The sequence below is a fragment of the Duganella dendranthematis genome, from assembly GCF_012849375.1.
Lineage (GTDB): Bacteria > Pseudomonadota > Gammaproteobacteria > Burkholderiales > Burkholderiaceae_D > Rugamonas > Rugamonas dendranthematis.
Genome location: NZ_CP051684.1, coordinates 4,000,169 through 4,026,147 on the forward strand (window position 1 = coordinate 4,000,169; position 25,979 = coordinate 4,026,147).

Below are 25,979 nucleotides of genomic sequence, written 5' to 3' on the forward strand. Positions count from 1 at the left end.
ATCACGATGAAGCAAACCGCCCGCCAGCTTGTTACCAGTTTCAGTTTTTTAATGGCCGCAGCTGGCGCGGCGGCCGCCGCCTCCCAGCTACCGCAGATCGTGAAGAAGGACGGCCGTTTCGCCTTGATGGTGGACGGCGCGCCTTTCGTCATCCTCGGTGGCCAGGCGCAGAATTCCAGTAATTATCCGCTGGCCCTGAACAAGGTCTTCGCGGCGATCAAGGACATGCACGCCAACACCCTCGAAATCCCGGTCGCCTGGGAACAGATCGAACGGGAAGAGGGCAAGTTCGATTTCAGCTACGTCGACACGCTGGTGGCAGAAGCGCGCAAGAACAAAGTCAAACTGGTGCTGCTGTGGTTCGGCACCTGGAAGAACACCGGTCCAAGCTATACGCCGGAATGGGTCAAGTTCAACAACGCCCGTTTCCCGCGCATGGTTTCAAAGGACGGCAAGATCACCTATTGCCTGTCGCCGCAGGGCGAAGAGACGCTGAAGGCCGACAAGAAGGCCTTTGTGGCGCTGATGGCCCACATTAAGAAGATCGACGAAGCGCAGCGCACCGTGATCATGGTGCAGGTCGAGAACGAAGTGGGCACCTACGGCTTTGCGCGTGATTATGCGCCGAAGGCCGAAGCACAGTTCAATCAACCGGTGCCGCAGGCGGTGCTGGACTATAAAAAATCCCCTGTGCCGCTGGCCAAGAGCGGCACATGGAAGCAGGTCTACGGCGACTACGCCGATGAATACTTCCACGCGTACTCCATCGCCAGCTATATCGAGGAAATCGCCAAGGCTGGTCGCGCCGTCTACAACCTGCCGATGTACGTGAATAACTCGCAGCGCGATTCGACCGAAGACCCGGTCAAACCGTGGCATGAGAACTTCGCCAGCGGCGGCCCGACCTATGACGTGATCGATATCTACCGCGCCGCCGCGCCGCATATCGATTTCGCGGGTCCGGATATTTACGGCCCCAACTCGAAGAAATTCAACGCCTCGCTGCGCCTGTTCCAGCGCAAAGACAATCCGCTGATGGTGCCGGAGATGAGCAACGCCGCCGAATACGTGCGCTACACCTATCTGGTGCTGGGCAAGGGCGCGATCGGCTTCTCGCCGTTCGGCATCGACTACGCGGACTACAGCAATTTCCCGCTCGGTCACAAGGCGATCGACAAGACCATGGTGGAACCGTTCGGCAAAATCTACGCCGCTTTCCGTCCGATGGAGCGCCAGTGGGCCAAGTGGGCGTTTGAAGGCCGCACCTACGGCGTTGCCGAAGGCGACGACCGCGAGCCGCAAACCGTGGACATGAAAGGCTGGAAGGCCACCGTCTCGTTCCGCGAGTGGCAGTTCGGCGAGCGCGAATACTTCAAGGACATCAAGGACGTACCGGCGGGGACCGAGATCCCGAACGGCGGCGTATCGATCGCGCAGATCAGCGACAATGAATTCATCATCATCGGCCAGCGCGCGCGCGTGAAGATCGATCAAGCCGAAGGCAAGTCGTCCATGTGGGGCCGGGTTGAAGAAGGCCATTACGACGCCGCCGGCAAATGGATCATGGAACGCAACTGGAACGGCGACCAGACCGACTATGGCCTCAACCTGACCGGCAATCCGGTGGTGTTGAAGGTGACGGTTGGTACATACTAAATAAAAGAACGGAGACGATATGCGCTTTACGACGATCGCCACGGCTGTAGCCGTGCTTGCGGCCGGCCATGCGATGGCTGGCACTTTTGAAAAAACCGCCACCGGTGTGGTGATCAAACCGGACACCGGCGCCGCCAGGGAAGTGCGGCTGGAAGTCATGGCCGATAATATCGTCCACGTGGTGAAGCTGGATCAGGCGGCCAAATCGCTGACCCCATCGCTGATGACCGTGGCCGCACCTGTTAGCGGTAACTTCAGTGTCACCCCATCGGGCAAGGACAGTGTCACGCTGAAGGCGAAAAAAATCTCGGTGGCGGTGTCGCTGGCGACCGGCCAGGTGCAGTTCTTTAACGCCGCCGGTAAAGCGTTCCTGACGCAACAGGCGGAGAGCATGGCGCCGGTGGATATCGACGGCAAACCGTTCCTGGCGGTGAAGCAGGGCTTCAACTACGGCACCAAGGACGCTTTCTATGGTCTGGGCCAGCATCAGAATCACCAGATGAACCTCAACGGCGAAGATGTGCTGCTGATGCAGCACAATATGGCGATTGCCGTGCCGTTCGTGGTGTCTGATAAAAACTACGGCGTCCTGTGGGACAACAATTCGATCTCGCGCTTTGGCGACAGCAAGCCGTATGCGTGGCTGAGCCGCGACCTGCAACTGACTGATGCCGATGGCAAGGCCGGCGGCCTGACCGCGCGTTATTACATCGGTGACAAGCTGGTATTCACGCGCCAGGAAAAGGACATCGCCTACCAGTATCTGAAGGACGTGGCCGAGAACTGGCCGAAGGAAGTCGATCCGAAAGCCGCCAATCTGAAGGTGGTGTGGGATGGCGCGATGGCGTCGCCGAAAGCGGGCGTGCACAAGATGCAGCTGTATTCATCGGATTACGCCAAGCTGTCGTTGGACGGCAAGGAGATCATGGACGTGTGGCGCCAGGGCTGGAATCCGTGGTATCACAATTTTGAGGTGAAGTTCGAGTCCAACAAGCCGGTCAAGCTGCACCTGGAGTGGAAGCCGAGTGGCGGCATGGTCGCCATCACCCACAACGATCCGCTGCCGCAGGACGAGCGTCACTCGCTGACCTTCTCGTCGGAAGTCGCGCAGGGCATCAACTACTACGTGGTGAGCGGCGAGAATATCGATAACGTCATCGCCGGCTACCGTCACCTGACCGGCCAGGCGCCGATGATGCCCAAGTGGGCATATGGCTTCTGGCAGTCGCGCCAGCGCTACGAAACGCAGGAGCAGTTGCTGGGCGTGCTGCGCGAGTACCGCAAGCAGGGCTGGCCGGTCGATAATATGGTGCAGGACTGGTTCTACTGGCCGGAGAACGGCTGGGGTTCGCACGATTTCGACAAGGCCCGCTTCCCTGATCCTAAAGCGATGGTGGATGAAGTCCACAAGGCCAACGCACGCATCATGATTTCGATCTGGGGCAAGTTCTACGCCAATACCGACAACTACAAAGAGCTGGCGTCCAAGGGGTATATGTGGACCAAGAACGTGGAGGACGGCGCGCTTGACTGGGTCGGCCCTGGCTACAAGAACAGCCACTACGACCCGTACACCAAGGAGGCGCGCGACATCTACTACCGCCAGATGAAACCGAAGCTGGTGGACCTGGGCTTCGACGCCTGGTGGATGGATAACACCGAGCCGGATGTGCTGTCGAATACGCGTCCTGCGGACTTCAAGAAGCTGATCGGCCCTACCGTGTATGGCGGCGGCGAGATCACCTTCAATCCGTATAGCCTGGTGCATACGGAAGGCTTTTATTCGCACCTGAAGAACGATCAACCGGAGAAGCGCCAGTTCATCCTGTCGCGTTCCGGCTTTGCCGGCATCCAGCGTAACGCCACCGCCGTGTGGAGCGGCGACACGGCCAGCCGCTGGAACAATCTGTATGACCAGATTTCGGCGGGCGTGAGCATTTCGATGTCGGGCATTCCTAACTGGACGCACGACATCGGCGGCTATGCGCAGGAGACGCGTTTCCAGGTCGGTGAGGTAGGCTCGGCGCAGGAGAATCGCAGCACCGGCATCAAGCAGGGTAATCCGGAGGACATCAAGGAATGGCGCGAGCTGAATCTGCGCTGGTTCCAGTTTGGCGCGTTCTCGCCGCTGTTCCGTTCCCACGGTGAAGTGGTCAAGCGCGAGATCAACGAGATTTCGCCGGCCGGTTCGCCGATGCGCGAATCGATGGTCTGGTACGACCAGCTGCGCTATCGCCTGATGCCTTACATTTATTCGACCGCCGCCGAGACGCACTACGAGTCCGGCTCCATCATGCGCGGCCTTGTGATGGACTTCCCGCAGGACGACGCGGTGAAGAACATCAACGACCAGTACCTGTTCGGCCACAACATGCTGGTGGCGCCGGTGTACGTGTACGGCGCGCGCGAACGCAGCGTGTATCTGCCGAAGGGCGCCAACTGGTACGACTTGTACACTGGTGAATTGCACAAGGGCGGCACCACGGCCACCATCAAGGCGCCGGAGACGCGCATGCCGGTGCTGGTGAAAGCCGGCGCCATCGTGCCGGTCGGCCCGCTGACGCAGTATGTGGATGAGAAACCGGATGCGCCGATTACGCTGGTGGTCTACACCGGCGCCGACGGCAAATTCAGCCTGTATGAAGATGATGGCGTCAGCAACGCGTATCTGCGCGGTGAGGCCAGCCGCATCCCGCTCAGCTACAATGACAGGACCGGCGTGGTCACCATCGGCGAGCGCGCGGGCCAGTACAAGGGCATGGTCGCCAAGCGCCAGTTCAAGGTGCGCTTCATCAAGCCTGGCGTGTCGAGCACCGACAACTTCGACGTGGCTGACAAGACGGTCAGCTACGAGGGTAAAACCGTTACTGTGAAGCGTTGAACATGAAGACTTTGACCGCAGCTGTTTTATTTGCGCTGGGTGCGTCGGCCATCGCCGCGCCAGTCGCCGATCGCCATATCGTGGTGGATGCCGCCGATGCCGGTTCGCCGCGCGACCGCTTCGCCGATCTGTCGGTGGGTTCGGATTATCCGGGCACGCTGATACGCGACGACAGCCTGGCGCAGCTCAAGACTGCGAAGGACGAACTGGGTTTCCGCTACATTCGCTTCCATGCCATCTTCCACGATGTGCTGGGCACCTACAAGGAGGTGGACGGTAAGCCGGTGTACGACTGGACCAAGCTGGATTATCTGTACGACCGCTTGCTCAAGATCGGCATCAAGCCGTTTGTGGAGCTGGGCTTTACGCCGCTGGCGATGCGCAGCTCTGACCTGAGCATCTTCTACTGGAAAGGCAACACCTCGCATCCCGATCCGAAGAAGTGGGCAGCGCTGGTGGATGCGTTTGTGCGTCACGCACAGGAACGCTATGGCAAGGAAGAGGTGCGCAGTTGGTTCTTTGAGGTATGGAACGAGCCGAATCTGGACGGCTTCTGGGAGAAGGCGGACCAGAAGGTGTACTTCGAGCTGTTCGACATCACGTCGCGCACCATCAAGGCCATCGATCCGGCACTGCGCGTCGGCGGTCCGTCGACAGCGGGTGCGGCGTGGGTGCCGGAGTTCCTGGCGCATGCCAAGTCTGCCGGCTCAGTGGTGGATTTTGTCACCACGCACACCTATGGCGTGGACGGCGGCTTCCTCGACGAGAGCGGCAAGGAAGATACCAAGCTGTCGCCATCGCCCGATGCTATCGTCGGCGATGTGCGCAAGGTGCGCAAGGAGATGGCGGAAGCCGGCCATCCGGAGATGCCGCTGTACTTCACCGAGTGGAGCACCAGCTATACACCGCGCGATCCGGTACACGATTCGTATATCAGCGCGCCGTACATTCTGAGCAAGCTCAAAGCCACCGAGGGCATTGCGCAGGGTATGAGCTATTGGACTTATAGCGATCTGTTCGAGGAGCCGGGGCCGCCGACCGCGCCGTTCGAGGGTGGCTTTGGTTTGATGAATCCTCAGGGGATACGCAAGCCGTCGTGGTTCGCTTACAAATATCTGAATCAGCTCGGCGATACGGCGGTCAAGACGGGCGATGTGCAAAGCTATGCGGCGAAGGATGGCCGTGGCGTGCAGGTGCTGGCGTGGGACTTCCAGACGCCGAAGCAGGGTCGCAGCAATCGCGGTTTCTACACCACGGTGCAGCCGACGCGTGACAGTCAGCAGGTCAGTGTTGATCTGAAAGGGCTGAAGCCTGGCGCGTATTCGGTCAATGTGTACCGCACCGGCTTTGAGGCGAATGATGCGCATACGGCGTATCTGAAAATGGGTTCGCCGAAGACGCTGACGCCGAAGCAGGTGGAGCGCTTGCAGGCCTTGACGACAGACCGTCCGCAGACCAGCACTGTGCGCGTGCCGGCATCCGGCGCGGCCAGCGTAAAGGTGAAAATGCGCGTCAATGATGTGGTGCTGATCAAGATAAATCCGCAATGAAGTCTGCGCTGTTGATTGCCGCCTTTGTCGCGGCTGGCGCGTCGGCCGCGCCGGATCTGACCTTGCATTATGCGCAGCCGGCGCCGGATACGGCGGCGGGCTGGGAGAAGGAAGCGCTCCCCATCGGCAATGGCCGCATCGGCGCGATGATTTTCGGGCAGTTGGCGCGGGAGCGCTTGCAGTTCAATGACATCACCCTGTGGACTGGCGACACCCAGGCGATGGGGGCGTATCAGCCGTTTGGCGATGTCTACATCAATCTGCCGGGGCATCAGCAGGGGACGACGGGGTATGCGCGCCGGCTGGATATTTCGCAGAGCGTGCACACGGTGAGCTATACGCACAATGGCGTGCAGTTCAAGCGCGAGGCGCTGGCCAGTTATCCGGCGCAGGTGATTGCTGTGCGGCTGACTGCCAGCAAGCGCGGTCAGTACACTGGTTCCATTGAACTGACCGATATGCATGATGCGCAGATCAGCGCGCAGGGTGATCGCATCACAGCGACAGGCGCGTTGCCGAATGCGCTGAAGTACGCCAGCCAGGTGCAGGTGCTGAACGAGGGCGGCAAGCTGGCGGTGGCGGGCAACAAGATCACCTTTACCGGCAGCGATGCGATCACGCTGATTCTCGGCGCCGCCACTAGCTACGCCAACGACGCCTCCCGCCGCTTTCAGGGCGAGCCGCCGCTGCCGCGCGTGGAAGCACAGGTGGCTGCGGCCAGCGCCGCATCTGGCGCGTGGGCGAAGCTGCTGGCGGCGCATCAACGCGATTATGCCGCGCAGTTTGGCCGCGTGAGCGTGGACTTCGGCGCTGCCGCGCCGGCCCGTCGCGCGCTGACGACCGACAAGCGCATCGAGGCCTACACGGCCGAAGGTAATGATCCCGAATTGGAAGCGCAGTTCTTCCAATACGGCCGCTACCTGCTGATCTCCAGTTCTCGCGGCTCACTGCCCGCCAACCTGCAAGGCCTGTGGAACAATAGCCTCACACCGCCGTGGAATTCGGACTACCACACCAACATCAATATCCAGATGAACTACTGGCCTGCGGAGCCGGCCAACCTGTCCGAGCACGCCAAACCTTTCCTCGACTTCGTGCAGGGCATGGCACCGGTTTATCGCCAGCTGGTGGCCGACACCGCCGCCAAAGCCATCGCCCATCCGGAGTCCGTGCAGATGTCGCAGCCAGACCTGAGCGGCGAAGCGGTGCAGCGCGAAGAAACCTTCGTCAGCGCCAAAGGCAAGCCAGTGCGCGGCTGGACCGTGCGCACCGAATCCAATCCATTCGGCGCGATGGGCTATGTGTGGAACAAGACCGGCAACGCCTGGTACATGCAGCACTTCTGGGAACACTACGCCTACACGCAAGACAAGATCTACCTGCGCACGGTCGCCTACCCGATGATGCAGGAAGCCGTCGCCTTCTGGGAAGACTATCTGAAAGAGCTGCCGGACGGCCGCCTGGTCGCGCCGCTCGGCTGGTCGCCCGAACACGGCCCGATTGAAGATGGCGTCAGCTATGACCAGGAAATCATCTGGGATCTGTTCAACAACACCGTGGAAGCCGCCGACGCGTTGGGCGACACCGCTTACGGCAACCGCATCGCCGCCATGCGCGACAAGCTCGCCACGCCGGGCATCGGCAGCTGGGGCCAGTTGCTGGAATGGATGGACGAGAAAAAAGACAAAGTGCTCGACACGCCAGGCGACACACACCGCCACGTCTCGCACCTGTTTGGCCTGTTCCCCGGCCGCCAGATCTCGCCGACGCAAACGCCGGCATTGGCCAATGCCGCGCGCAAAACCCTGGCGGCACGCGGTGATGCGGGAACCGGCTGGTCGATGGCGTGGAAGACCGCATACTGGGCACGCTTGCTGGACGGCGACCACGCTTACAAAATGCTGCGCGGCCAGCTGGCCAAACCCGGCGCGCGCGCCGCACAGCAAAGCGGCCAGGGCACGGAAGTGAATAACGCGGGCGGCACCTATCCGAATATGTTCGACGCCCACCCGCCATTCCAGATCGACGGCAATTTCGGCGCAACCGCTGCCATGTGCGAGATGCTGATGCAATCGCAGACAGGCGAAATCCATCTGCTACCGGCGTTGCCAACGGCATGGCGCAACGGATCGGTCAAAGGACTGCGCGCACGCGGTGGCTACGAGGTCGATCTGGACTGGGCCAACGGCAAACTGACCGCTGCCACCATTCGCCGTGTCGCCGGTGAGGGGGCCGGCAAGGTACGCTATGGCGACAAGGTCGTGTCGCTCGATCTCAAGCCTGGGCAGAGCAAGCGTTTCGGCGCAGGCTTGTAGCGCGGGCGCTCAAACTGGCGCGGTCCGCGAGCGCCATTTGCGATAACGCCTTGCCTGCAAGGCGGCACGTAGCTGATCGATGATCAGCGTGAACAGCGGATTATAACGTTCGCCATCGGCGTCGTTCGTCGCGCTGCCATCGCTCAAGGCGCGCAGCCGCCGCCTGACCAGCGCCATCGCCGCCAGGCTGCCCATTGCCTTGTCTTTCCAGTTGAGCGGCGGTGTTGTCGCCGATGGCGTGGCACCGGTCTGCCATTGATGCGGCAAGTCCGGCACGACCGATAGCGCCGTCCCAATGCCCGCCATGGCCACGCCGCTCTTGACCACTTCCTCCGCGATCACCTGGCGTGCGATACCGCCGGTGGTCATCAACGGCATGCGCGCGACGGTGGCCAGTTCTTTTGCAAACTGCAGGAAGAAGGCTTCCCGCGCCAGCGTTCTGCCATCGGCTGTGCGGCCCTGCATCGCCGGGCTCTCGTAACTGCCGCCAGACAGCTCGATCAGATCCACCGGCAGCTCGTTCAGCATCAGTACCACCTCGCGCGCATCATCTTCCGAAAAGCCGCCACGCTGGAAGTCGGCGGAATTCAGTTTGACGGCGACGCTGAAGCCCGGCGCCACGCGCTCCCGGATCGCACGGATCACCTCCAGCAGCAGACGCGCGCGGTTGCGCAAGCTGCCGCCCCATTCATCATCGCGGCGATTGGTCAGCGGCGACAGGAACTGCGACAGCAGATAGCCGTGGGCGGCATGGATTTCCACCCCATTGAAACCCGCCTGTTCGGCGGCGGATGCGGTATCGGCAAAGCGCCGGATGACTTCCGCGATGTCGGCCGCAGTCATGGCGACCGGCTGGGCAAACAATTTACTGTGCTTGCCCAGGTCGAGCGCCACGGCGGACGGCGCCCACGCCAGGCCGCCCAGATTGGCCATCACCTGCCGGCCCGGATGGCTGATCTGCATCCAGATCTGCGCGCCATGCTGGCGTGCTGCCTGTGCCCATGTGGCGAACGGCGCCAGCGGCGTGCCCGCTTCCAGCGCAATGGTGCCGGGGCCAGTCAAGGCGCGGCTGTCGATCATCACATTCCCGGTGATGAGCAGGGCCGCGCCGCTTTGTGCCCAGCGCTGGTACAGCCGGTGAATGGCGCCGCCGGGGAGTTGGCCGGCATCGGCCATGCCTTCTTCCATCGCGGCTTTGGCGAGGCGGTTGCGCAGGATGCTGCCGTTTGGCAGGGAGAGTGGAGAAAACAGCATGTCACGTCCAGATGAGTGAAGGAGATGAGGCATGCTAAGATTGAAGTTCACTTTAAGGTCAAGCGAAAAATGAAGATAGGCGAATTGGCCGAACGTTCAGGTATTGCGGCGTCGGCAATCCGGTACTACGAGAAGGCGGGCCTGATGCCCAAGGCGCAGCGTGGTCAAAATGGCTACCGCGCATATGACGAGGGTGCGATGGAGCGCCTTCACGTTATTCAGGTAGGGCAGCAGCTTGGCTTTACGCTGGAAGCCATCCGCGCGGTGGTTGCGCTGGAGGGATCGGCGCTGCACGAAGGCTTGATGCGCAATCTCGATGCCCGTCTTGTGGATATCGACCATATGATGCAGGCCCTGGTCGAGCAGCGCGCGGCGCTGCTCGACACCAAACAGAAAATTCAGGCGACGTGGGAGAAGCGCGAATGCCCTGCGAGCCTGTGAGCGCGCTTACAGCGTACGCGCCAGCCAGTCGGCGGTGAGGTCCATGACGCGCTGCGCAGCGCTGCTGCCTGGCGCGAAGACGTTGAAGATGTGGTCCGCGCCGCCGATCAGTGCTGCTTCCGCAGGCTTGCCGCCAACGAGTTTCAGCATCTGCGCATCGGCTTGCGGCAGAAAGTCGCCGCTGCCGCGTATCGTCAGAAAGGCGCCCGGATATTTCGGCAACGACTGGTCCAGGTTCACGCCACGGAAGCTTTCGTAAAACTCACGCTTGGTGGTGATGCGTTTCCAGCCCTTGACGTCCTCGCTGGCGACGCCGTCGCGCAGCGCTTTCTGCGCCAGCGGCGAGGAGGCCATCTGCTGCCACTGGTCGCCGCTCGGCGAAGACCACAGCACCATGCTGCGGAACCACTGTGGATGCCGGCCGCTGGTGACGATGGCGGTGGTGGCGCCCAGGCTCCAACCCAGCACCGCGCTGTGCGCCGGCTGCACGCCCGGCTGCTTCTGCAGGAAGGCATATGCCGCCTCAGTGTCTGCGAGGCGCGAGTCCAGCGTCGATTCGATGTCGCTGCGGTTGCGGTCACCTTCGCCACGGAAGTTTACGCGCAGGGAGGCGATGCCCATTTGCGCCAGCCGTGCCGACATGCGCTTGCTCAGGTCTCCGGCGCCGTTCATGTCGTCGGCAAAGCCGTGCAGGAACAGCACGGTGCGGCCATCCCACGCGCCGTCCGGGGTGACCCAGGCGCCGCTGACGTCCGGCGCGATGGTGACGTTGTGTTCTCCGGCGTGCGCCAAGAAGGTGGAAGCGCTCATGGCGATAGCGGCGACGGTGGATGCTAGGCGGCGCATCATGGCTGCTCGGCGACGACTTCGGCGCCGCTCAGGAAGTTGACGATCAGCGGATTCACCACATCGGCATGCGTGATCGGTCCCATATGGGCGGTCGGCGTGGTCAGCGCGCTGGCGTTGGGCAGCGACACGCCCAGTTGTTCGACCAGCAGGCGGGTGGAGGCGGGGCTGCGCGCGCCGGCCATCACCAGCGACGGCATTGTCAACATGGACAGATCGTCCAACGTTGCCGGTTCGCCCAGCAGTGCCTGGAAGTCCAGCTTGACCTTGGCGATTTGCGCCGCCATCTTGGCTTGCGCGCTTTCCGGCGCAGCGTCGAAGGCGCCGGCGCGGTTCCAGTAGTCGATGAAGATGCGGGTGGCGTCGCGGTCGGTGGCGCTGGCCTTGATGCGCTCGACCACGCCGACGATTTCCGCCTTGGCCGGATGCGCTGCCGGCAGCAGGTGAAAGGCCACCGGCTCGAACAGCGTGAGCGACTGCACGCGCTGCGGCATGCGGCGCGCCATGCGCAGCGCGCAGGCGCCGCCGAAGGAATGGCCAACCAGGTGAAACGCTTCGCCCGGTTCCAGCCGCGACGAGATGGCGGCGATCACCGCGTCCACCTCGTGCGCGAGTGTGTGCACATAATCGGCGCCGGCGTCGGCCGGGAAGGGCGAAGCGCCGTAACCCTGCAAATCGACCGCGATGCAGCGGTAGTCATCGCCCAGTTGCGCGGTCAGCGACTGCCATTGGGACTTGGAACTCATGGAGCTATGCAGCAGGACGACAGCAGGTTTCATTGTCAGCGAATCATGAAAAAAGCGAAGCGCAGATTATACCGGGTTGCGCTATCTACCTTGAGAAAGAGACAATCGCCTCCATGTGTGGTCTATACCACGCCGCTGCAAATTTTGTACGATACGCGTATGGCGGCATCGTGGGACAAGAGTAGAGTAGGAACTATGAATCATTCTAAAAAAGTCGCGGGCCTGGCAGGCATCGTCAGTGTGCTCTGGATGGGATTGACCGCAGCGGTGGCCGCCAATCAAAAGCGGATACTGTTTAATCCATTGGGCAGCAGGCGTGAAGTGCTGAAGCCTTACAGTTCTGGGCACCGCACCCGGCCTATCGTGGTGCGCGCCAAGGACGGAACGCGCCTGTCGGGCTGGTTGATGACGCCGCCGGTGGCGGGGCCGCATCCGGGCGTGGTCTACTTCGGTGGCCGTTCGGAAGAAGTGTCGTGGGTGGCGCGCGATGCCGGCAAGCTGTTCCCCGGCATGGCGGTGCTGGCGGTGAACTACCGCGGTTACGGCGATTCGCACGGCGATCCGGCCGAAGCACACTTTGTCGAAGACGGCCGCATGCTGTTCGACTGGCTGAGCGAGCGCCATCACGTTGATCCGAAGCGGATTGCCGTCGTCGGCCGCAGCCTGGGTTCCGGCGTGGCGGTGCAGGTGGCGATGGAGCGCGATGCCAATTCCATCGTGCTGATCACGCCCTACGATTCGATCCTGGCGCTGGCCAAGCGCAAGTTCAAGACGCTGCCGGTGGACTACTTCCTCCAGCATAAATTCGAGTCGGTGAAGTATGCGGAGCAGATCAAGGCGCCTGCCTATGTGCTCCGTGCGGCGGTGGACGACATTGTGCCGCACTCGCACACCGACATGCTGGTGCAGAAACTGGGTACGCTGCACGCCGACGAAACCGTGCCGGACTCCGATCACCTGAATATCCCGTATCTGGAATCGACCCAGACGCGCATCGCCAGTTTCCTGGTGAGCCGCTTCAGTGCTTAGCGCTGCCTGATAGCTGGTGATGCAGGCGGCGCAGGCCTAGCCACACGGCGCCGATCACCAGTGGCACGGCGATGCCGGTCACCAGGTCCGGATTCACCGGCACACTGCCGGCCTTCAGCGCCTTGCCCACATAGCCCACCAATCCCAATGTGTAGTACGAGATAGCCGCCACCGAAAGGCCTTCGACCGCCTGTTGCATGCGCAGTTGCTGGGCCGCGCGCGCGTCCAGCGATTGCAGGATCCTGCGATTCTGCTGTTCCTGCTCGATGCCGACGCGTGTGCGCAGCAGGTCATTGCTGCGGGCGATACGCTTGGCCAGCGCTTCCTGCCGCTGCGCCACCGAGGTACAGGTGTTCATCGCCGGCGCCAGGCGGCGACCCATGAACTCCGCCAGCGTCGGCGTGCCTTCGATGCGGATCTCGCGCAGCTCCGTGATGCGCGCCTGTACCAGGTTGAAGTAAGCCTGCGAGGCGGCGAAGCGGTAGCCATTGTTGACCGAGATTTTCTCCACCCGTGCAGCCAGGCCGGTAATGCGCGCCAGCAGATCCTGGTCCTCGTTGCCTGCATCGTTGACCAGCGTCGCGGTCAGCGTCGCCAGCTCGTTCTCGATGCTGCTCAGGTCCGGCTGCGTGGCTTCCGCCTGCGGAAGGCCGAGCAGCGCCATCATGCGGTAGGTCTCGATTTCCAGCAGGCGGCCGACCAGGCGGCCGGGCTGGAATTCGCGCAGCCGCTGGTCGCGCACCACGAAGCGGCTGAAGCCATCCGGCTGGATCAGGAAGTCGGTCCACACTTCCGCATTGCCGCCGGTGCTGCTGCCCACCAGCGACTTGCCCTGGAACAGATCGCGGATGCCTTCGGCGAAGCTGTCGTCGCTGCTGTCGTCCTTGCACAGCAGGACGTGGGCGGCGACGATGATCTTGCCGTTCAGGCCCGCCAGCCATTCCTGCGGCACGTGCTGCAGCGGCATGCGCTCGAACGAAGCGCGGCAGTCCAGGCCTGGCTCGCCGGGTTCGACGAAGGTGTAAGTGGCGAACTCGGTGTGGCATTCCCACTTGAGGCGGAAGCGGCCGAAATCATGAAAGAAGTAGCGCGCCTGAGGATGCGGTGTCGCCACGCCATAGTGTAGGCACAGCTGCTCCAGGATCTGGTGCTGGCTGGCGCGGTGATTCAGGCGCGAGGGCTGGTCCTGTTGCAGGTACAGCGCGAAGTGCGTCAGGCTTTCCGGCGCCTGCAAATGCAGGAACGGGCGCGAATGAATCTCCGCAGACAGCGGTACCCGCATCGGATGATTCAGCTTGGCGAAATCGGCGTTGGCGCGATAGGCGAGCGACATGAAGGTCCTTAAAAAACTAAATAATGGGTGGTATGTCCGGCACCCACAGCAGCAAGTCGGTAACGCCGATATCGACGCCGGCCTGCGTCAGCAAGGTGCTGGCCTGGCCGCGATGGTGGGTCTGGTGATTGAAGAAGTGCAGCAGCACCAGTCCGAACTCCTTGCGGTAGACGTCACCGCGCGTGCTGCGGTACTCGAAGGTGTGGGCCAGGTCGGCGTCGCTGATCTGCGGTATCCAGTCAGTAATGATGGCATCCAGCGTGGCGCGGTAGGTACGTAGCGCGGACAGATCGTCGCCGAAGGAGTATGTCAGGCCGGAAGGCTGGGCCAGCGCCTGCGTCGCTTGCAGCGCCGGGAACTGCGCCGGGTGCGTGCTGAATCGTTTGAGCCAGATGGTGTCAGCCGCCAGCAGGTGATTCAGCGTGCCGGCCAGCGAGCCAAAGAACGCCTTCCGGTCGGCCGTGAATTCGCCTGCCGGCAGCCTGGCTGCGGCGTCGTACAGGTTCTGGTTCATCCCGGCGTTGTAACGGGCCAGCAGGGCGAAGTACGCGGGTGTCGTCATGCAGTAATCAGGTTAGGGTTCGATTGCAGGAAGATCTGGCTGTTCAGCGCTTCCAGCATTTGCGTGCGCTGAGATCCGTTCAGCCTCGGCTCGCCGACGCGCTCCGGCTCCAGCGTGTTCACCAGGTCGCGCGTCAGCGAGTTGTCGGATGGCGTGCTTTGGTTGCTCTGCATTTTGCCAAGGCTGAACTGCTTTACGCCCATCAAGTGGTGTGCGTGCTTCTCCAGCGTGGCCGTGGTCAGCACACCCTGATCGTAGCCGATGCTGGTGCTGCTGCTGGCCGTGTCGTCGATGGTGATGTACTTGTAGTTCTGCGATTGCGGCGCCAACGTCAGCGCCAGTACGGCGCCGGCTTTCACCGGCGCGTGATAGTGCGCGTTGAGGTGCGACTGCTGCTGTTGCGAGATGCCGCGATTCATCTGCGAGGTGCCGGTGATGCTGGTCTTCTGCGACAGCTCGTAGGAGAACGTATCCTTCTCCGACGGGCGCGCGGGATTGGACGGCACCTCGGTCTGGGCGAATGAGGCGGTGAAGTCGGCCAGGCCGGTGGTCATGGCCCGGTCCTGGTCTTCCAGTGCGATGCTTTGCGGCGCGGCGGCGGGCGGCGTGCCGTAGTCGCTGTTCATGCCGGTGAAGGCGTCCTTGAACATGGCGATCATGGTGCTGTCGCCACGGCCGCGCGCACCCGCTTCGTCTACCTGGCCCAGATAATTTTTCAACGCGATGGCCTGCTGTTCCTTGCTGCCCCAGCTGGCGGACTGGCTCAGGTCCACGCCGATTTTGGCGCTGCCCGCCGGACCGTTAAAGCTGACCGTGCGCTGACTGTTATCGGCGTGGAATGCCAGCGTTTGCGTGTCCTTGGCGTTGATCTTGACCTGGCCCTTCAGGTCCACCGACGCCAGCGCACTGCTGTCGAATTGCGTCAGGCCGGCCAGGTCGATGCGCGGCGGGTCTTCGGTCAGGCCGTCGATCGATTTCTGGAAGGCGTCCGACAGCTTGCCCAGCGCCTTGCGCTCGGTCTCGGTGAGGTCGCCGTCCACGGTGGCTTCCACCGCGATGCTGCCGTCGCCGGCATCCAGCTTCAGTTCCACCTTGGTGCCGCTGCGTGTGGTGATGCTGAGCGAAATCTGGTTGTCGCCCATGCCGTGCTGCGACACCTGCGACGGCGACACCAGCATGTCGTAAGTATCGGCCTGGGTGCCGCCGGGCGCCACCTGCGCCGTTTGCGAGAAGTTCGCACCGTCGTAGGCCACCTGTTTCAGCAGCTCGCTGCCCAGGCCCTTGAGCCGGCCGGCCAGCGATTCGTTGTCCATGTTCTGCGCCATCAGGGTGGCGGAGGTGCTGCGGGTGCGGTTTTCCCACACCAGCGCCTTGGTCGACACCGGCGCCGCGCCGTTGGCACCCAGCGACACTACAGTGGATGAACCATTGCCTGCCTTGCCGGTGGCGCTGGACGTGGACGCGGACGTGTTGACGCCTGCGGCGGCCGAAGTGGCGGCGGCTGGCGTGGTCCGGTTGAGGGAGGATATCGTTGTCATAACCTGATTATAGGCCGGTTTGGCAGCGTTGAAACCTCCGCGAAGGGAGGCCTTTCAGGCTGCCTTGTGCAGGCCCGGCGCCGGGCGTTGCTGATCCGGCGTGTACGGGCTGGCCTGCAATTCATGCAGGGCGTCGAAGGTGATGAACTGGCGTGGCCGCACCACGTCGGTGCCGTAAGGCGCTACCGAGACGGTCCACAGGCCGGCATCGGCGGCGGCGCGCAGGGCCGGCACGGCGGTGTCGATGACGATGGCGTCCTGCGGCTGCACGCCCATGGCGTTGAGCGCGTAGGCATACGGGCCGGTGCCGGCCGGGCCGTCGAAACTGGCGGCGCCGGCGACCACGCTGAACAAACTGGTGACGTCGGCACCGAAGTAACGCTCCAGCAGCGCGCCGGTGGCGGGCGCCGGCAGGTCGGTCAGGATGCAGATTTTGCAGCCGGCGGCTGCCGCGTCTTCAATCAGTGTCAGCGCGGCGGCTTGCGCCTGCGGTGGACGCGACAGGATCGCCTGATGAAACTCGCGGTGCTTGTCTTGGAATAGTTCTGCCACGCGCTGCTTGTCGCGCGACAGGGGCGGCGTGGCGACGGCGGAACCGATGGCGCGGGCGTAGCCATGTCTGGCGGCGGCTGCGCGCAGCGCCGGCAACGTCCATCGGAGAGACAGGCCGGCGTTGGCAAACGCCGCGTTGCAGGCTGCCAGGTGCAGGGCCTCGGTGTCGAACAAAACGCCGTCCAGGCCCAGGAAGATCACGTCGATGCTCATGCCACGCTCCCCTTAATGATGTCAGATAGGCTTCAATATAGAGGTACAATCGGCAAAAGAAAAATTAAAGATTCTGGATAATTAATAAGGAATGCTTATGCATCACGTCAGTTTTCGCCAGTTGCAGTCGCTGGTCCTGGTGGCGCGGCACGAGAGCGTGTCGCGCGCGGCGGACGCCATGCACCTCACGCAGCCGGCGGTCTCGCTTCAATTGCGCACGCTGGAAGAGATCACCGGCATGGCGCTGACGCGCAAGGACGGCCGCAACATCCAGCTGACGGCGGCGGGGGAGGTGATGGCCGACTTCTCCGAGCGCATCCTGCGTTTGTGGGAGCAGGCCACGGACGAACTGGCGGCGCTGCAGGGCGTCACCTCCGGTACGCTGCGCATCGGCGCGGTGACCACGGCGGAGCACCTGCTGCCGCCGTTGCTGGTGCCGTTCACGCTCAAGCGGCCGGACGTGCGCCTCAAGCTCCAGGTGGGCAACCGCACGGAGATCATCAACATGCTGGCGCGGCACGAGATCGAACTGGCCATCATGGGCACGCCGCCGCGCGAGCTGCGCACCAACGCGGCCCGCTTCGCGCGCCACCCGATGGCTTTTGTCGCCAGCCCGTCGCATCCATTGATGAAGAAGAAAAAAATCACGCTCAACGACGTGATGGCGGCGAACCTGCTGGTGCGTGAACGCGGCTCGGGCACGCGCACGGCGGTGGAAAAGCTGCTGCGCGAGGAAGGCCACGCGGCGGAATTCGGCTCCGAGGTGTCCAGCAACGAGGCAATCAAGCGCATGGTGTCGGCAGGGCTGGGCGTCGGCTTCCTGTCGGTCCACGCCTGCGGACTGGAATTCGAAACCGGCTTGCTGGCCATGCTGCCGATGGCGCACAATCCGGTGGAAGCGGACTGGCATATCATGCACCTGACCGACCAGCCGATTCCCAAGGTGGCCGCCTCGTTCCAGGACTTCGTCATCGAAAACGGCCAGGAGCTGGTGCGCAAGGAACTGGAGAGCTTCTACAAGCAGCTGCGCAAGCGTCCGGCCGCGTACCGGTAAAGTTGCCTATACAGTGGTGGCGACTGTTTGTGAAAGTGTACTGGTCAATGCCAGTACACTTCACCGTACAATGCAAGCACACCTTACGAACGGATACCGTCATGTCGCCCGAACTGTTGCTGCCCCTGTGTACCTTTGTTGCCGTCAGCTCCATCACGCCCGGCCCGAACAACACCATGATCCTGGCCTCCGGCCTGAATTACGGCTTTGTACGTTCGCTGCCGCATCTGTTCGGCATTACCTGCGGTTTTTCCTTCATGATTTTTGCCACGGGACTGGGACTGCATGCGGTGTTCGAGCAGGTGCCTATGCTGCAAATCATCCTCAAATACGGCGGCGCGATCTATTTGCTCTGGCTGGCGTGGAAGCTGGCGCACGCGGCGCCGATGACCACCAACGAGGCCGCGCTGTCCAAGCCGATGGGCTTCTGGAACGCCGCTGCCTTCCAGTGGATTAACCCCAAGGCCTGGGTGATGTCGCTGACGGCGCTGACCACTTATCTGCCGCAAGGCTTCGGCGCGGGCGACGCGGGCCTGCTGGCCGGCCTGTTTGGCGTGATCGGCACCTTCTGTGTCGGCTGCTGGGCCCTGTTCGGCGTGGCCATGCGCCGGGTGCTGCAAAATCCGCGCTCGGTGCGCATCTTTAACGTGGTAATGGCATTGGCGCTGGTGGCCACCCTGTATCCGCTGCTGGCCTGATACCATAGCGTTTTACCGGATTTTTAGGGAGTGCCCATGTATCGTCGAATTGCGCTGGCGTTGAGCGCCACCTTGCTGTCTGCCGCCGCCGGCGCCGCCGCCATTACCGTGCCATCCAACCTGATGTTGCCGGAAGCAGACCGCGCCGCGCGCGGCTATGTGGAAAGCTGGATCTTCAGCATCGAGCTGGAAGGGGAGGAGCTGACCGGCATGAACGCCTGCCGCAAGATCCTGACGGAGCGCGGCTTTGCGCCGACCCTGTCCAAGACCGCCAGTTCGGCCTTGCCGGCGCTGCACTTCAAGATCTCCGGCCAAAAGGAATACGCGCAGGCCAGCACCGAAGCGGATGATGCTCTAGCCGCCGTGCAGCAGGCCAAGTGCAAGGGCACGCTGAGCTGGACCGTGACCTCCAAGCCGTCCCGCCGCTGATTCAGCGCGTGTGCGGCAAGCGCAGCGCGTGCAGGCGGCTGCTGATGGCATTCAGGTCGGCCGGCTGCATCAGCTGCTGCGCCACCAGGTAGCCACGCGCGAACTGGATCGCGCCGTCGGCTGGCGGGTGCTGCTGCGCCAGTTCTTGCAGCAGGCGGTCGGCCACCACCAGATCGTTGTGCTGCCCCAGTTCTTCCTGCGCGGCGGCGAGCGCTTTCAGATAGGTGCGCGTGCCCTTGTCGCGATACAGCGCGTGGAAGAACTCCAGCGCGTAGCGGCCGCGCTTGGCGGCGATGCGGGTGCGGTGCGCGCTGGCCGGATCGCTGTCGTTCATGCGGGCCGCGCGCTTCAGCAGCGATTTGTGCAGTTGCTGCAAGGTCTGGCGCGAGAACTGCGCGGCCGAGCCATTCAGCAACGGCGCGGTTTGCAGCATCCATGACCCCAGTGTCAGCATCAGTTTGGTGTAGCGCGGCGACAGCAAGGCTTGCGCAGCCTCGCGCCGCTTGGCTTGCGCGGTCTGCTGCGCCAGCGATTGCAACTCCATCAGGCTGTGCTGGCCGCCGGGGGAGGCGTCGATGTGCTGTAGCGTGGAGGTCAGCATCACGTCCCAGTCGCGCGCGGCGCCCAGCACCGTGCCCAGCCAGCTGATGTCTTCTTGCAGTGCCGGCGGACATGGCGCCACCGGGTCGAACAGTTTGATGGCCGACCGCAGGCGGCGCACGCCGACGCGCATCTGGTGCAGCGTTTCGGGATCGTCGCTGTCGATGACGGCCTGTTCATTGCGCTGGATGTGCTCCAGGCAGTTGCCCAGCACCGCCGGCAGCGCATCGGACAGCGTGGCGTCGGCGTCCAGCTCCAGCGCCCTTGCGCGGAATGGCGCCTGGCCGGTGTCGCGCACCAGCTGGTAGCCGCGCTGGGCCTTGTTGATGTTGCTGATGCGCAGCGGGATGTCTTCCAGTAGCTGCAATGCAAACGCGTACAGCCCGGCCGGATCGCCGTCCTTCAATTCCAGTTCGATTTCGTTGACCGGCACGCGCTGCGTCTTGCGCTCGATGTGGCCGACGTCCAGCGCCACTTCGATGCGATTGCCGTCGATTTCCAGATCCCATATGTGACGCTGCACGTCCACCAGAAACAGCGGCTCCAGCCGCTCCTTGAGGTTGGTCTCGTCCAGCACGGCCAGCCATTGCGGATCGTCGCCGATCAGCTTGCGCAGCTTGCCGAGACGCGGCCACGAGCGGTCGACCACGCCTTCCCATTCATTGCGGCTATGCAAGCCGCTTTGCACGCTGCCGCCGGCCTTCATGGTCTGTATCCATTCGCCATCGACCTTGCGCACGCGCAGGCCGGCGCCGTGGCGCAGCAGGTGCAGATCGGGCGTGTCGAAATAGCGCGCCGTCAGTTGCTGCACGCGCGTGGGCTCGCCGAGCAGCGGATGATGCTGTACTTGCTCGTTGTGTTCCGGCGCCAGCAGGAGTTTGAGTTCGACTTCCATCGGTTCAGTGTACGAAAAAATGATGAGATACGGCGCACCGTTTCAAGGCTGGCGCGGCAGGGTTTGCAGAAGTTGCGCCCAGGCAGGCGTGGCGTCGCGCCAGAAGGCATCGATCGTTTCCGCCTGTATATCCAGGCTGAGAAAGCGGGCGGCCGGCAGCATGGCGTCGCGCAGCAGAACCTGCGGATCGGCGCCGGTATCGAAGGCTTGCGCGCCGGTTTGCTTGGACAGCTTTTCGCCGACGTCGTTGACCACCACCGGCACATGCAGATAGGTCGGCTGCGGCAGGCCCAGCACCTGTTGCAAATACAGCTGGCGCGGCGTGGAATCGAGCAGGTCGGCGCCGCGCACGATGTCGGTGATGCCTTGCGCACCGTCGTCCACCACCACCGCCAGCTGGTAGGCCCAGTAGCCGTCAGCCCGGTGCAGCACGAAGTCGCCGACCTCGGCGGTCAGATCCTGGCTGTAATGGCCGGCCCAGCGGTCCTCGAAGGAGAGCACGCAGTGCGGCGTTTGCGGCACTTTCAGGCGCAACGCGCGGCCGACTTTGCCCGGCGCCAGGCCGTCGCGGCAGATGCCGGGGTAGATCAGCGCCTGCGCTTGCTGGCCGGTCAGATTGAGCTGCGAATCGGCGATTTCGCGGCGCGAGCAGCCGCAGGGATAGACCAGGTCGCCCAGTTGCTCCATGGCCTGCTGGTACAGCGTATAGCGTTGGGTTTGCCAGGTGACCTCGCCGTCCCAGTGCATGCCGCAGCGTCGCAGTGAGGCGAGAATGTGTTCGTCAGCGCCGGGCACGTTGCGGCCGACGTCGACGTCCTCGATGCGCACCAGCCATTGTCCGTGATGGACTTTTGCGTCGAGATAGCTGGCCATGGCCGCCACCAGCGAACCGATGTGCAGAGGGCCGGTAGGCGACGGCGCAAAGCGGCCGATGTAGGAAGTGCGTGCAGTCATGCCGCCATTCTAACGCGGTGGTCGGTTGCGATTGCAAATCGCATACAATGTGCGCGCGGAAAAACCGCACTCACCACTGACCAGGACATCACAACAATGAAGACCTCCTACGTAGCATCCGCGCTGGCCATGAGCCTGGCGCTGGCATTTCCCGCTTACGCTGCCGACGCCGGCAAAACTGCCGTGGTGCAGGAAGCGCCGTTGCGCGCGCATCTGCAGTTTCTCGCCAGCGATTTGCTGGAAGGCCGCGGCACCGGTCAACGCGGCGGCGACCTGACGGTGGCGTATCTGGAAGCGCAAGCCATGGCGCTGGGACTGAAGCCGGGCAACGGCAACAGCTTCCGCCAGCCGGTGCTGATCGCGGGCGTCAAGACGCAGCCGGCCGACAGCACGCTGAAGCTGGAAGCGGGCGGCAAGCCGCTCGACATTTCCTTCGGCAAGGATTGGGTGTTTTCGCCAGGCGATGCAACCGCAGTGCACAGCTTCAATGCGGACCTGGTGTTCGTCGGTTACGGCATCACCGCACCGGATGAACAGTGGAACGATTACAAGGGCATGGACCTCAAAGGCAAGATCCTGGTCATGATGGTCAATGACCCGCAGCCGACCGCCGAGCAGCCGAACCGTTTCAACGGCAAGGGCCTGACGTACTACGGCCGCTGGACCTACAAGTTTGAAGAAGCACAGCGCCAGGGCGCGGCCGGTGTGCTGCTGATTCATACCACGCCGACGGCGTCGTACGGCTGGAGCGTGATCCAGAACAGCTGGTCGGGCGTCGAGCGCTTCCAGCTGGCGGCCGGCACGCTGGGAACCCAGCTGCAAGGCTGGATGACGGACGACACGGCGCGCGCGCTGTTCACTGCGGCCGGACAGGATCTGGATGCATTGCGCGCGGCTGCCGAGAAAAAGGACTTCAAGCCGGTACCGCTGGCCGCCAGGCTGAACGGCGAAATGAAGGCGGCGGTGCGCAAGGTCGAACAATTTAACGTGGCGGCAGTGGTGCCGGGCACCGATCCCAAGCTGAAGGATGAAGTGGTTATTTACAGCGCGCACTGGGATCACTTGGGCAAGCAGGGCGATACGGGAGACACGATTTTCAACGGCGCGGTAGACAACGCCTCCGGCTCGGCGGCCCTGCTGGCGATGGCGGCGGAAGCGCAACGCGTGCCGGCCAAGCGCAGCCAGATGTTTCTGTGGGTAGCGGCTGAAGAGCAGGGATTGCTGGGCAGCGCCGCCTACGCCTCGTCGCCGCTGTGGCCATTGGCCAGGACGGCGGCCAATCTGAATCTGGACAGCCTGAACTTCGTCGGCGCCACGCGCGACATCGGCACGCAAGGCAGCGAACGTACCGAGTTGGGCAAGCTGGCCGAGACGGCAGCCAAAGCGATGGGCATGCAGATCGCGGCCGCCAAGCCGGATCTCGCCGGTGGCTATTTCCGCAGCGACCACTTCAACTTTGCGAAAAATGGCGTGCCGGCGTTCTCGATCGAATCGGGCCGGGACTACATCAAAGATCCGGCAGCGGCGAAAGCCAAGGCGCAGGCCTACGGCAAGCGCTACCACCAGGTCAGCGACGAATACGATGCGAGCTGGGACTTGTCGGGCATGGTGCAGACGGCCCAATACACGCTCAACCTCGGCCGCCTGATCGCCAACGCCGCCAAGCTCCCCGAGTGGAAAGCCGGCGACGCCTTCGCCGTCCCGCGCAACGCGAAGTGATCTGTTGATGTGCCTAAGTAGCTGAGTTCATGCAGCGGATACGGTGTCAGGATTGACACCGTATCGTGCATGAACAAAAATGAGCTACAGGATCAGGCATTATCTGTCTCCCAGCGGCCAGGACGAAGTGAGCGTCTGACTATCGCGTCTGCGCGACAGGCAAGCGCGCGTAAGCATTACGCGCCGCCTGAATCGGCTTGTGGGCGGCAATTTTGGCGATCACCATTATTGCCGGGATGGCGTGTAGGAGTTGCGGATCTCTGTAGCCCGCGCCTGTTCACACTGGCAGGATTGGAAACAAAGAGGCACGATATGAGAGACCGGGACCATGATACGGCGATGGCGGAGCTACTGGCAGCAGATCACGCCTACGCGACTGAATTGTTGCGCAGCGTTCTGTCTGACGGTAATGCGGCTGAACTGGATGTCACTTTGCGCCAAATGTGGCTCGCCTTCGGTATTGAAGGCGAGACAACATCGTTAAAAATGCTGCTCGCCGTCGTCGATCATATGGGAATGCAGCTCTCCATCGCGCCTAATGAAAGCCGAGGGTGATGGTGGTGCCGGTCAGGTCGATGCCTTTGATCGAGATGCTGCCGAAGCTGCTGCCTTCGGTGCCACGCACGCGGATGTTGTTGAAGGCGATTTCGCCGATCGATGACGGTAGGTTCAGCGTCAGGCTGCCGTCCTTGTTGAGCGTGGCGGCGGCTCTGCTGGCGTCGTAGACGACGTTTTTCATGCTGGTGTCGGCTTCGAGGAAACCCAGCACCGGATTCAGTAGCTTGCTGATGTCGCCCACGACTTCCAGGTTGTTGCTCCTGGCGTGTTTGACGGCGTTGACCAGGTCGTCGCTCAAGCCCTGCGCCGAGGTGTCGCCCAGTTCTTCTTCGCTCAGCGCGCGCAGCGCACGGGTAGCGGGGGCGCTGGAGCTCATGGCTGCCGCAGGCAACGCGGTGGCGGCGTAGGTCTCCATCGGCGCCAGCAGCGAGGTGGCGATGGCTGCCGCCAACCGCAGCCGTCGTTGCTTGCGCAGTGCGTCTTCGATGTGCTGGTGGGTGATGAGGTTGAGCTCGGCGAAGATGTCGCCCAGCCGCTGGCCGGTCTGCCGTTGCAGCGCGATCGCGCTGGCCAGTTGGTCCTCGGTAATCAGCTTCTGTTTGACCAGCAGCTGACCCAGCAGCGATTTATTCTGATTGTTTGTTAGCCATCCCATGGCTGTCTCCTTTTTTATGCTGGATGTCCGACGGCGCCATGCCGAACCAGCGTTTGCATGCCCGGTAAAATGCGCTCGGCTCCGAGAAGCCCAATTGGAAGCTGAGCATCTTCAGCGACAGCTCGCCCGCGCTCAGCGATTGCCGCGCCAGTTCGCGCCGGGTGTCGTCGACCAGGTTGGTGAAGCTGGTGCCTTCTTCGGCCAGCCGGCGCTGCAAGGTGCGTTCGCTCATCATCATCTGGGCGGCGACGTCGTCCCGGTGCGGCGGGCCTTTCGGCAGCAGGCTGGCCAGCAAGGTCTGCACCTTGGCGCTGAAGGTTGGCGGTTCGGCCGCCGCCAGCGAGGCCAGTACCTGTTCGCCGCCGCCGTTGATTAGCGGCGGAGTGGCGGGCAGCGCGGCGACCAGGTCGGTATCGGAAAATTCCATGACGTTGTGCGGCATGGCGAAGCGCACCGGGCAGCCGAAGGTGTCTTCATAGGCGCGGGCGTTGGCCGGTTCGGGGAACGCGTATTCCACCACCACCGGCGCCACGTCGTCGCGGCCGGCGGCGCAGCGTAGCGAGCGCAACAGCACGCACCAGACGAAGTCGTAGCGCTGCTGCGGCACCTCGCGCCGCGCACCGGGCAGCAGCAGGCCAACGCGGGTGTGGCCCTGGAAGCGCTCGATCGAGCTTTGCACCGTCGGCGACACCAGCATGATGTGGCCCATCACGCCCAGCCAGCCGAGCCGGTGCGGCGCCGAGATTTTCAGGCCGATCAGCGGATCGCCCGACTGCGCCACCAGCAGTTCCCACAGGTGGCTCAGTTTGTCCGACAGCGTCAGCGCATCGCACGCCAGGCCGTCGCCTTCGTCCAGGCCGGCTTGCTGGAACAGCGCATCGGCCTGCACGCCGGACTGCGCCAGCCGTGATTTCACGCCGCGCACCAGATGCAGGGCGGAAGAGTACGTCATGGCGTGACCGCAGCGCGCAGGCGCAGGCCGATTTTTTCTTTCAACCCTTGCAGCTTGGGATCGATTACCGCGCGGGTGTCGGTCGCCACGCCTTCGCCCAGGGTTTTCTGCATTTCCGGCAGCATGGCTTCAAACTTTTTCTTGACCGGCGACTCCAGGATGGCGATCAGCTGCTTCAGCTCTTCTTCCGTGTAGCGTTCGGCCAGCATCGGCGCGATGGTGATGGGAATCAGCTTGTCCGCGCTGGCGCGGGTGATCGGCGTGGCCTCGTTCATGAACTGCTTGGCTTCGCCGACGATGTCGGTCATGGCCGCGTCGCGCTTGTCCGCTGCGGCGCGTCCTTGCAGCATGGCGCGCGCCTGCTGCACGGCGTCGGCCACCGGCACTTGCAGCATCGATTGGCCGATGTTGTCGATGTTCCACAGCTTCAGCACGTGGTCCACCAGCGCCTGCTTGGACGCCGAGACCGGCGCCGCGTGCGCGTGCAGGCAAGCCGCGCTCAACGTCAGCAAGGCCAGGTGATGTTTTATTTTTCTCATGATGTGCTCC

The 25,979-nt window shown here is 63.0% G+C and carries 23 protein-coding genes; 11 read left to right on the forward strand and 12 right to left on the reverse strand.

The features are described 5' to 3' along the window. Positions 1 to 6 precede the first annotated feature (6 nt). Genes HH213_RS18235 through HH213_RS18250 form a run of 4 tightly spaced genes read left to right on the forward strand, consistent with a single transcriptional unit; the run spans position 7 to position 8,402 of the window. A complete protein-coding gene (locus HH213_RS18235; protein ID WP_169113168.1) occupies positions 7 to 1,656 on the forward strand; it encodes a GH35 family beta-galactosidase in 1,650 nt (549 codons plus the stop codon). A gap of 19 nt (positions 1,657 to 1,675) precedes the next feature. Then, positions 1,676 to 4,537, forward strand: coding sequence for a glycoside hydrolase family 31 protein (locus tag HH213_RS18240; protein ID WP_169113169.1), 2,862 nt, complete (start codon positions 1,676 to 1,678; stop codon positions 4,535 to 4,537). Between the two features lie 2 nt (positions 4,538 to 4,539). Continuing rightward, positions 4,540 to 6,087 carry a GH39 family glycosyl hydrolase gene (locus HH213_RS18245; RefSeq protein WP_110847001.1) on the forward strand — a complete coding sequence of 516 codons (1,548 nt, stop codon included), beginning with the start codon at positions 4,540 to 4,542 and terminating at the stop codon, positions 6,085 to 6,087. Then, the gene (locus HH213_RS18250; protein ID WP_169113170.1) at positions 6,084 to 8,402 is read left to right on the forward strand and encodes a glycoside hydrolase family 95 protein; all 2,319 of its coding nucleotides are present in this window, start codon (positions 6,084 to 6,086) and stop codon (positions 8,400 to 8,402) included. The genes HH213_RS18245 and HH213_RS18250 overlap by 4 nt, the downstream gene beginning before the upstream one ends. Before the next feature lie 9 nt (positions 8,403 to 8,411). Here HH213_RS18250 and HH213_RS18255 read toward each other — a convergent pair whose 3' ends face one another. Next, positions 8,412 to 9,656: an NADH:flavin oxidoreductase/NADH oxidase family protein gene (locus HH213_RS18255; RefSeq protein WP_110846999.1), complete on the reverse strand. Its 1,245-nt coding sequence runs from the start codon at positions 9,654 to 9,656 to the stop codon at positions 8,412 to 8,414. A gap of 69 nt (positions 9,657 to 9,725) precedes the next feature. Between HH213_RS18255 and HH213_RS18260 the strand changes: the two genes are divergently transcribed. After that, entirely contained in the window at positions 9,726 to 10,097 is a 372-nt protein-coding gene (locus HH213_RS18260; RefSeq protein ID WP_110847527.1) for a MerR family transcriptional regulator, read from the forward strand. 6 nt (positions 10,098 to 10,103) lie between these two features. Here HH213_RS18260 and HH213_RS18265 read toward each other — a convergent pair whose 3' ends face one another. Then, on the reverse strand, positions 10,104 to 10,946 hold the full coding sequence (locus HH213_RS18265; RefSeq protein ID WP_169113171.1) for an alpha/beta hydrolase family protein: 843 nt from the start codon (positions 10,944 to 10,946) through the stop codon (positions 10,104 to 10,106). Next, positions 10,943 to 11,689: an alpha/beta fold hydrolase gene (locus tag HH213_RS18270; RefSeq protein ID WP_229263054.1), complete on the reverse strand. Its 747-nt coding sequence runs from the start codon at positions 11,687 to 11,689 to the stop codon at positions 10,943 to 10,945. Before HH213_RS18270 ends, HH213_RS18265 begins: the two co-directional genes overlap by 4 nt. Positions 11,690 to 11,884: 195 nt before the next feature. Here HH213_RS18270 and HH213_RS18275 point away from each other — a divergent pair, with 195 nt between their 5' ends. Next, on the forward strand, positions 11,885 to 12,718 hold the full coding sequence (locus HH213_RS18275) for an alpha/beta hydrolase (RefSeq protein ID WP_169113173.1): 834 nt from the start codon (positions 11,885 to 11,887) through the stop codon (positions 12,716 to 12,718). On the opposite strand, the gene HH213_RS18280 is transcribed toward HH213_RS18275, so the two are convergent. Genes HH213_RS18280 through HH213_RS18295 form a run of 4 tightly spaced genes read right to left on the reverse strand, consistent with a single transcriptional unit; the run spans position 12,708 to position 16,916 of the window. Next, a complete protein-coding gene (locus HH213_RS18280; protein ID WP_169113174.1) occupies positions 12,708 to 14,051 on the reverse strand; it encodes a DUF3422 family protein in 1,344 nt (447 codons plus the stop codon). The two genes, HH213_RS18275 and HH213_RS18280, sit on opposite strands and share 11 nt — an antisense overlap. 16 nt (positions 14,052 to 14,067) lie before the next feature. Further along, positions 14,068 to 14,613, reverse strand: a complete 546-nt coding sequence (locus tag HH213_RS18285) for a DinB family protein (RefSeq protein ID WP_110846994.1) — start codon at positions 14,611 to 14,613, stop codon at positions 14,068 to 14,070. After that, entirely contained in the window at positions 14,610 to 16,151 is a 1,542-nt protein-coding gene (locus HH213_RS18290) for a hypothetical protein (RefSeq protein WP_169113175.1), read from the reverse strand. Before HH213_RS18290 ends, HH213_RS18285 begins: the two co-directional genes overlap by 4 nt. 54 nt (positions 16,152 to 16,205) lie before the next feature. Then, positions 16,206 to 16,916, reverse strand: a complete 711-nt coding sequence (locus tag HH213_RS18295; RefSeq protein ID WP_169113176.1) for an HAD family hydrolase — start codon at positions 16,914 to 16,916, stop codon at positions 16,206 to 16,208. A gap of 97 nt (positions 16,917 to 17,013) precedes the next feature. Here HH213_RS18295 and HH213_RS18300 point away from each other — a divergent pair, with 97 nt between their 5' ends. From HH213_RS18300 to HH213_RS18310, 3 genes are all read left to right on the forward strand, one after another. Then, positions 17,014 to 17,970, forward strand: a complete 957-nt coding sequence (locus HH213_RS18300) for a LysR substrate-binding domain-containing protein (RefSeq protein ID WP_110846991.1) — start codon at positions 17,014 to 17,016, stop codon at positions 17,968 to 17,970. Between the two features lie 101 nt (positions 17,971 to 18,071). Next, the gene (locus tag HH213_RS18305) at positions 18,072 to 18,668 is read left to right on the forward strand and encodes a LysE family translocator (protein WP_169113177.1); all 597 of its coding nucleotides are present in this window, start codon (positions 18,072 to 18,074) and stop codon (positions 18,666 to 18,668) included. 36 nt (positions 18,669 to 18,704) lie between these two features. Next, a complete protein-coding gene (locus HH213_RS18310) occupies positions 18,705 to 19,097 on the forward strand; it encodes a hypothetical protein (protein WP_169113178.1) in 393 nt (130 codons plus the stop codon). 1 nt (position 19,098) lies between these two features. Here the strand turns inward: HH213_RS18310 and HH213_RS18315 are convergent, their stop codons facing one another. After that, positions 19,099 to 20,592 carry a CYTH and CHAD domain-containing protein gene (locus HH213_RS18315; protein WP_169113179.1) on the reverse strand — a complete coding sequence of 498 codons (1,494 nt, stop codon included), beginning with the start codon at positions 20,590 to 20,592 and terminating at the stop codon, positions 19,099 to 19,101. Positions 20,593 to 20,634: 42 nt separating this feature from the next. After that, on the reverse strand, positions 20,635 to 21,546 hold the full coding sequence (gene gluQRS / locus HH213_RS18320) for a tRNA glutamyl-Q(34) synthetase GluQRS (protein WP_169113180.1): 912 nt from the start codon (positions 21,544 to 21,546) through the stop codon (positions 20,635 to 20,637). Positions 21,547 to 21,642: 96 nt separating this feature from the next. On the opposite strand from gluQRS, the gene HH213_RS18325 reads away from it, so the two are divergent. Then, positions 21,643 to 23,265, forward strand: coding sequence for a M28 family peptidase (locus HH213_RS18325; protein ID WP_169113181.1), 1,623 nt, complete (start codon positions 21,643 to 21,645; stop codon positions 23,263 to 23,265). Positions 23,266 to 23,577: 312 nt separating this feature from the next. Further along, positions 23,578 to 23,820, forward strand: a complete 243-nt coding sequence (locus HH213_RS18330) for a transcriptional regulator (protein ID WP_169113182.1) — start codon at positions 23,578 to 23,580, stop codon at positions 23,818 to 23,820. On the opposite strand, the gene HH213_RS18335 is transcribed toward HH213_RS18330, so the two are convergent. The 3 genes from HH213_RS18335 to HH213_RS18345 are packed head-to-tail and all read right to left on the reverse strand — an operon-like array spanning position 23,801 to position 25,969. Then, positions 23,801 to 24,478, reverse strand: coding sequence for a cyclic di-GMP-binding domain-containing protein, MshE-related (locus HH213_RS18335; protein WP_169113183.1), 678 nt, complete (start codon positions 24,476 to 24,478; stop codon positions 23,801 to 23,803). The two genes, HH213_RS18330 and HH213_RS18335, sit on opposite strands and share 20 nt — an antisense overlap. Continuing rightward, positions 24,450 to 25,430: an AraC family transcriptional regulator gene (locus HH213_RS18340; RefSeq protein WP_169113184.1), complete on the reverse strand. Its 981-nt coding sequence runs from the start codon at positions 25,428 to 25,430 to the stop codon at positions 24,450 to 24,452. Before HH213_RS18340 ends, HH213_RS18335 begins: the two co-directional genes overlap by 29 nt. Then, on the reverse strand, positions 25,427 to 25,969 hold the full coding sequence (locus tag HH213_RS18345) for a DUF2059 domain-containing protein (protein ID WP_169113185.1): 543 nt from the start codon (positions 25,967 to 25,969) through the stop codon (positions 25,427 to 25,429). Before HH213_RS18345 ends, HH213_RS18340 begins: the two co-directional genes overlap by 4 nt. Positions 25,970 to 25,979 lie beyond the last annotated feature (10 nt).

Bases quoted from the DNA above. Each gene is read 5' to 3' on its own strand.
- HH213_RS18300 (WP_110846991.1), top strand. From the start codon at position 17,014: ATGCATCACGTCAGTTTTCGCCAGTTGCAGTCGCTGGTCCTGGTGGCG.
- HH213_RS18240 (WP_169113169.1), top strand. From the start codon at position 1,676: ATGCGCTTTACGACGATCGCCACGGCTGTAGCCGTGCTTGCGGCCGGC.
- HH213_RS18285 (WP_110846994.1), bottom strand. From the start codon at position 14,613: ATGACGACACCCGCGTACTTCGCCCTGCTGGCCCGTTACAACGCCGGG.
- HH213_RS18255 (WP_110846999.1), bottom strand. From the start codon at position 9,656: ATGCTGTTTTCTCCACTCTCCCTGCCAAACGGCAGCATCCTGCGCAAC.
- HH213_RS18335 (WP_169113183.1), bottom strand. From the start codon at position 24,478: ATGGGATGGCTAACAAACAATCAGAATAAATCGCTGCTGGGTCAGCTG.
- HH213_RS18315 (WP_169113179.1), bottom strand. From the start codon at position 20,592: ATGGAAGTCGAACTCAAACTCCTGCTGGCGCCGGAACACAACGAGCAA.
- HH213_RS18250 (WP_169113170.1), top strand. From the start codon at position 6,084: ATGAAGTCTGCGCTGTTGATTGCCGCCTTTGTCGCGGCTGGCGCGTCG.
- HH213_RS18280 (WP_169113174.1), bottom strand. From the start codon at position 14,051: ATGTCGCTCGCCTATCGCGCCAACGCCGATTTCGCCAAGCTGAATCAT.
- HH213_RS18245 (WP_110847001.1), top strand. From the start codon at position 4,540: ATGAAGACTTTGACCGCAGCTGTTTTATTTGCGCTGGGTGCGTCGGCC.
- HH213_RS18265 (WP_169113171.1), bottom strand. From the start codon at position 10,946: ATGATGCGCCGCCTAGCATCCACCGTCGCCGCTATCGCCATGAGCGCT.
- HH213_RS18235 (WP_169113168.1), top strand. From the start codon at position 7: ATGAAGCAAACCGCCCGCCAGCTTGTTACCAGTTTCAGTTTTTTAATG.
- HH213_RS18295 (WP_169113176.1), bottom strand. From the start codon at position 16,916: ATGAGCATCGACGTGATCTTCCTGGGCCTGGACGGCGTTTTGTTCGAC.
- gluQRS (WP_169113180.1), bottom strand. From the start codon at position 21,546: ATGACTGCACGCACTTCCTACATCGGCCGCTTTGCGCCGTCGCCTACC.
- HH213_RS18345 (WP_169113185.1), bottom strand. From the start codon at position 25,969: ATGAGAAAAATAAAACATCACCTGGCCTTGCTGACGTTGAGCGCGGCT.
- HH213_RS18310 (WP_169113178.1), top strand. From the start codon at position 18,705: ATGTATCGTCGAATTGCGCTGGCGTTGAGCGCCACCTTGCTGTCTGCC.
- HH213_RS18325 (WP_169113181.1), top strand. From the start codon at position 21,643: ATGAAGACCTCCTACGTAGCATCCGCGCTGGCCATGAGCCTGGCGCTG.
- HH213_RS18305 (WP_169113177.1), top strand. From the start codon at position 18,072: ATGTCGCCCGAACTGTTGCTGCCCCTGTGTACCTTTGTTGCCGTCAGC.
- HH213_RS18275 (WP_169113173.1), top strand. From the start codon at position 11,885: ATGAATCATTCTAAAAAAGTCGCGGGCCTGGCAGGCATCGTCAGTGTG.
- HH213_RS18290 (WP_169113175.1), bottom strand. From the start codon at position 16,151: ATGACAACGATATCCTCCCTCAACCGGACCACGCCAGCCGCCGCCACT.
- HH213_RS18330 (WP_169113182.1), top strand. From the start codon at position 23,578: ATGAGAGACCGGGACCATGATACGGCGATGGCGGAGCTACTGGCAGCA.
- HH213_RS18340 (WP_169113184.1), bottom strand. From the start codon at position 25,430: ATGACGTACTCTTCCGCCCTGCATCTGGTGCGCGGCGTGAAATCACGG.
- HH213_RS18270 (WP_229263054.1), bottom strand. From the start codon at position 11,689: ATGAGTTCCAAGTCCCAATGGCAGTCGCTGACCGCGCAACTGGGCGAT.
- HH213_RS18260 (WP_110847527.1), top strand. From the start codon at position 9,726: ATGAAGATAGGCGAATTGGCCGAACGTTCAGGTATTGCGGCGTCGGCA.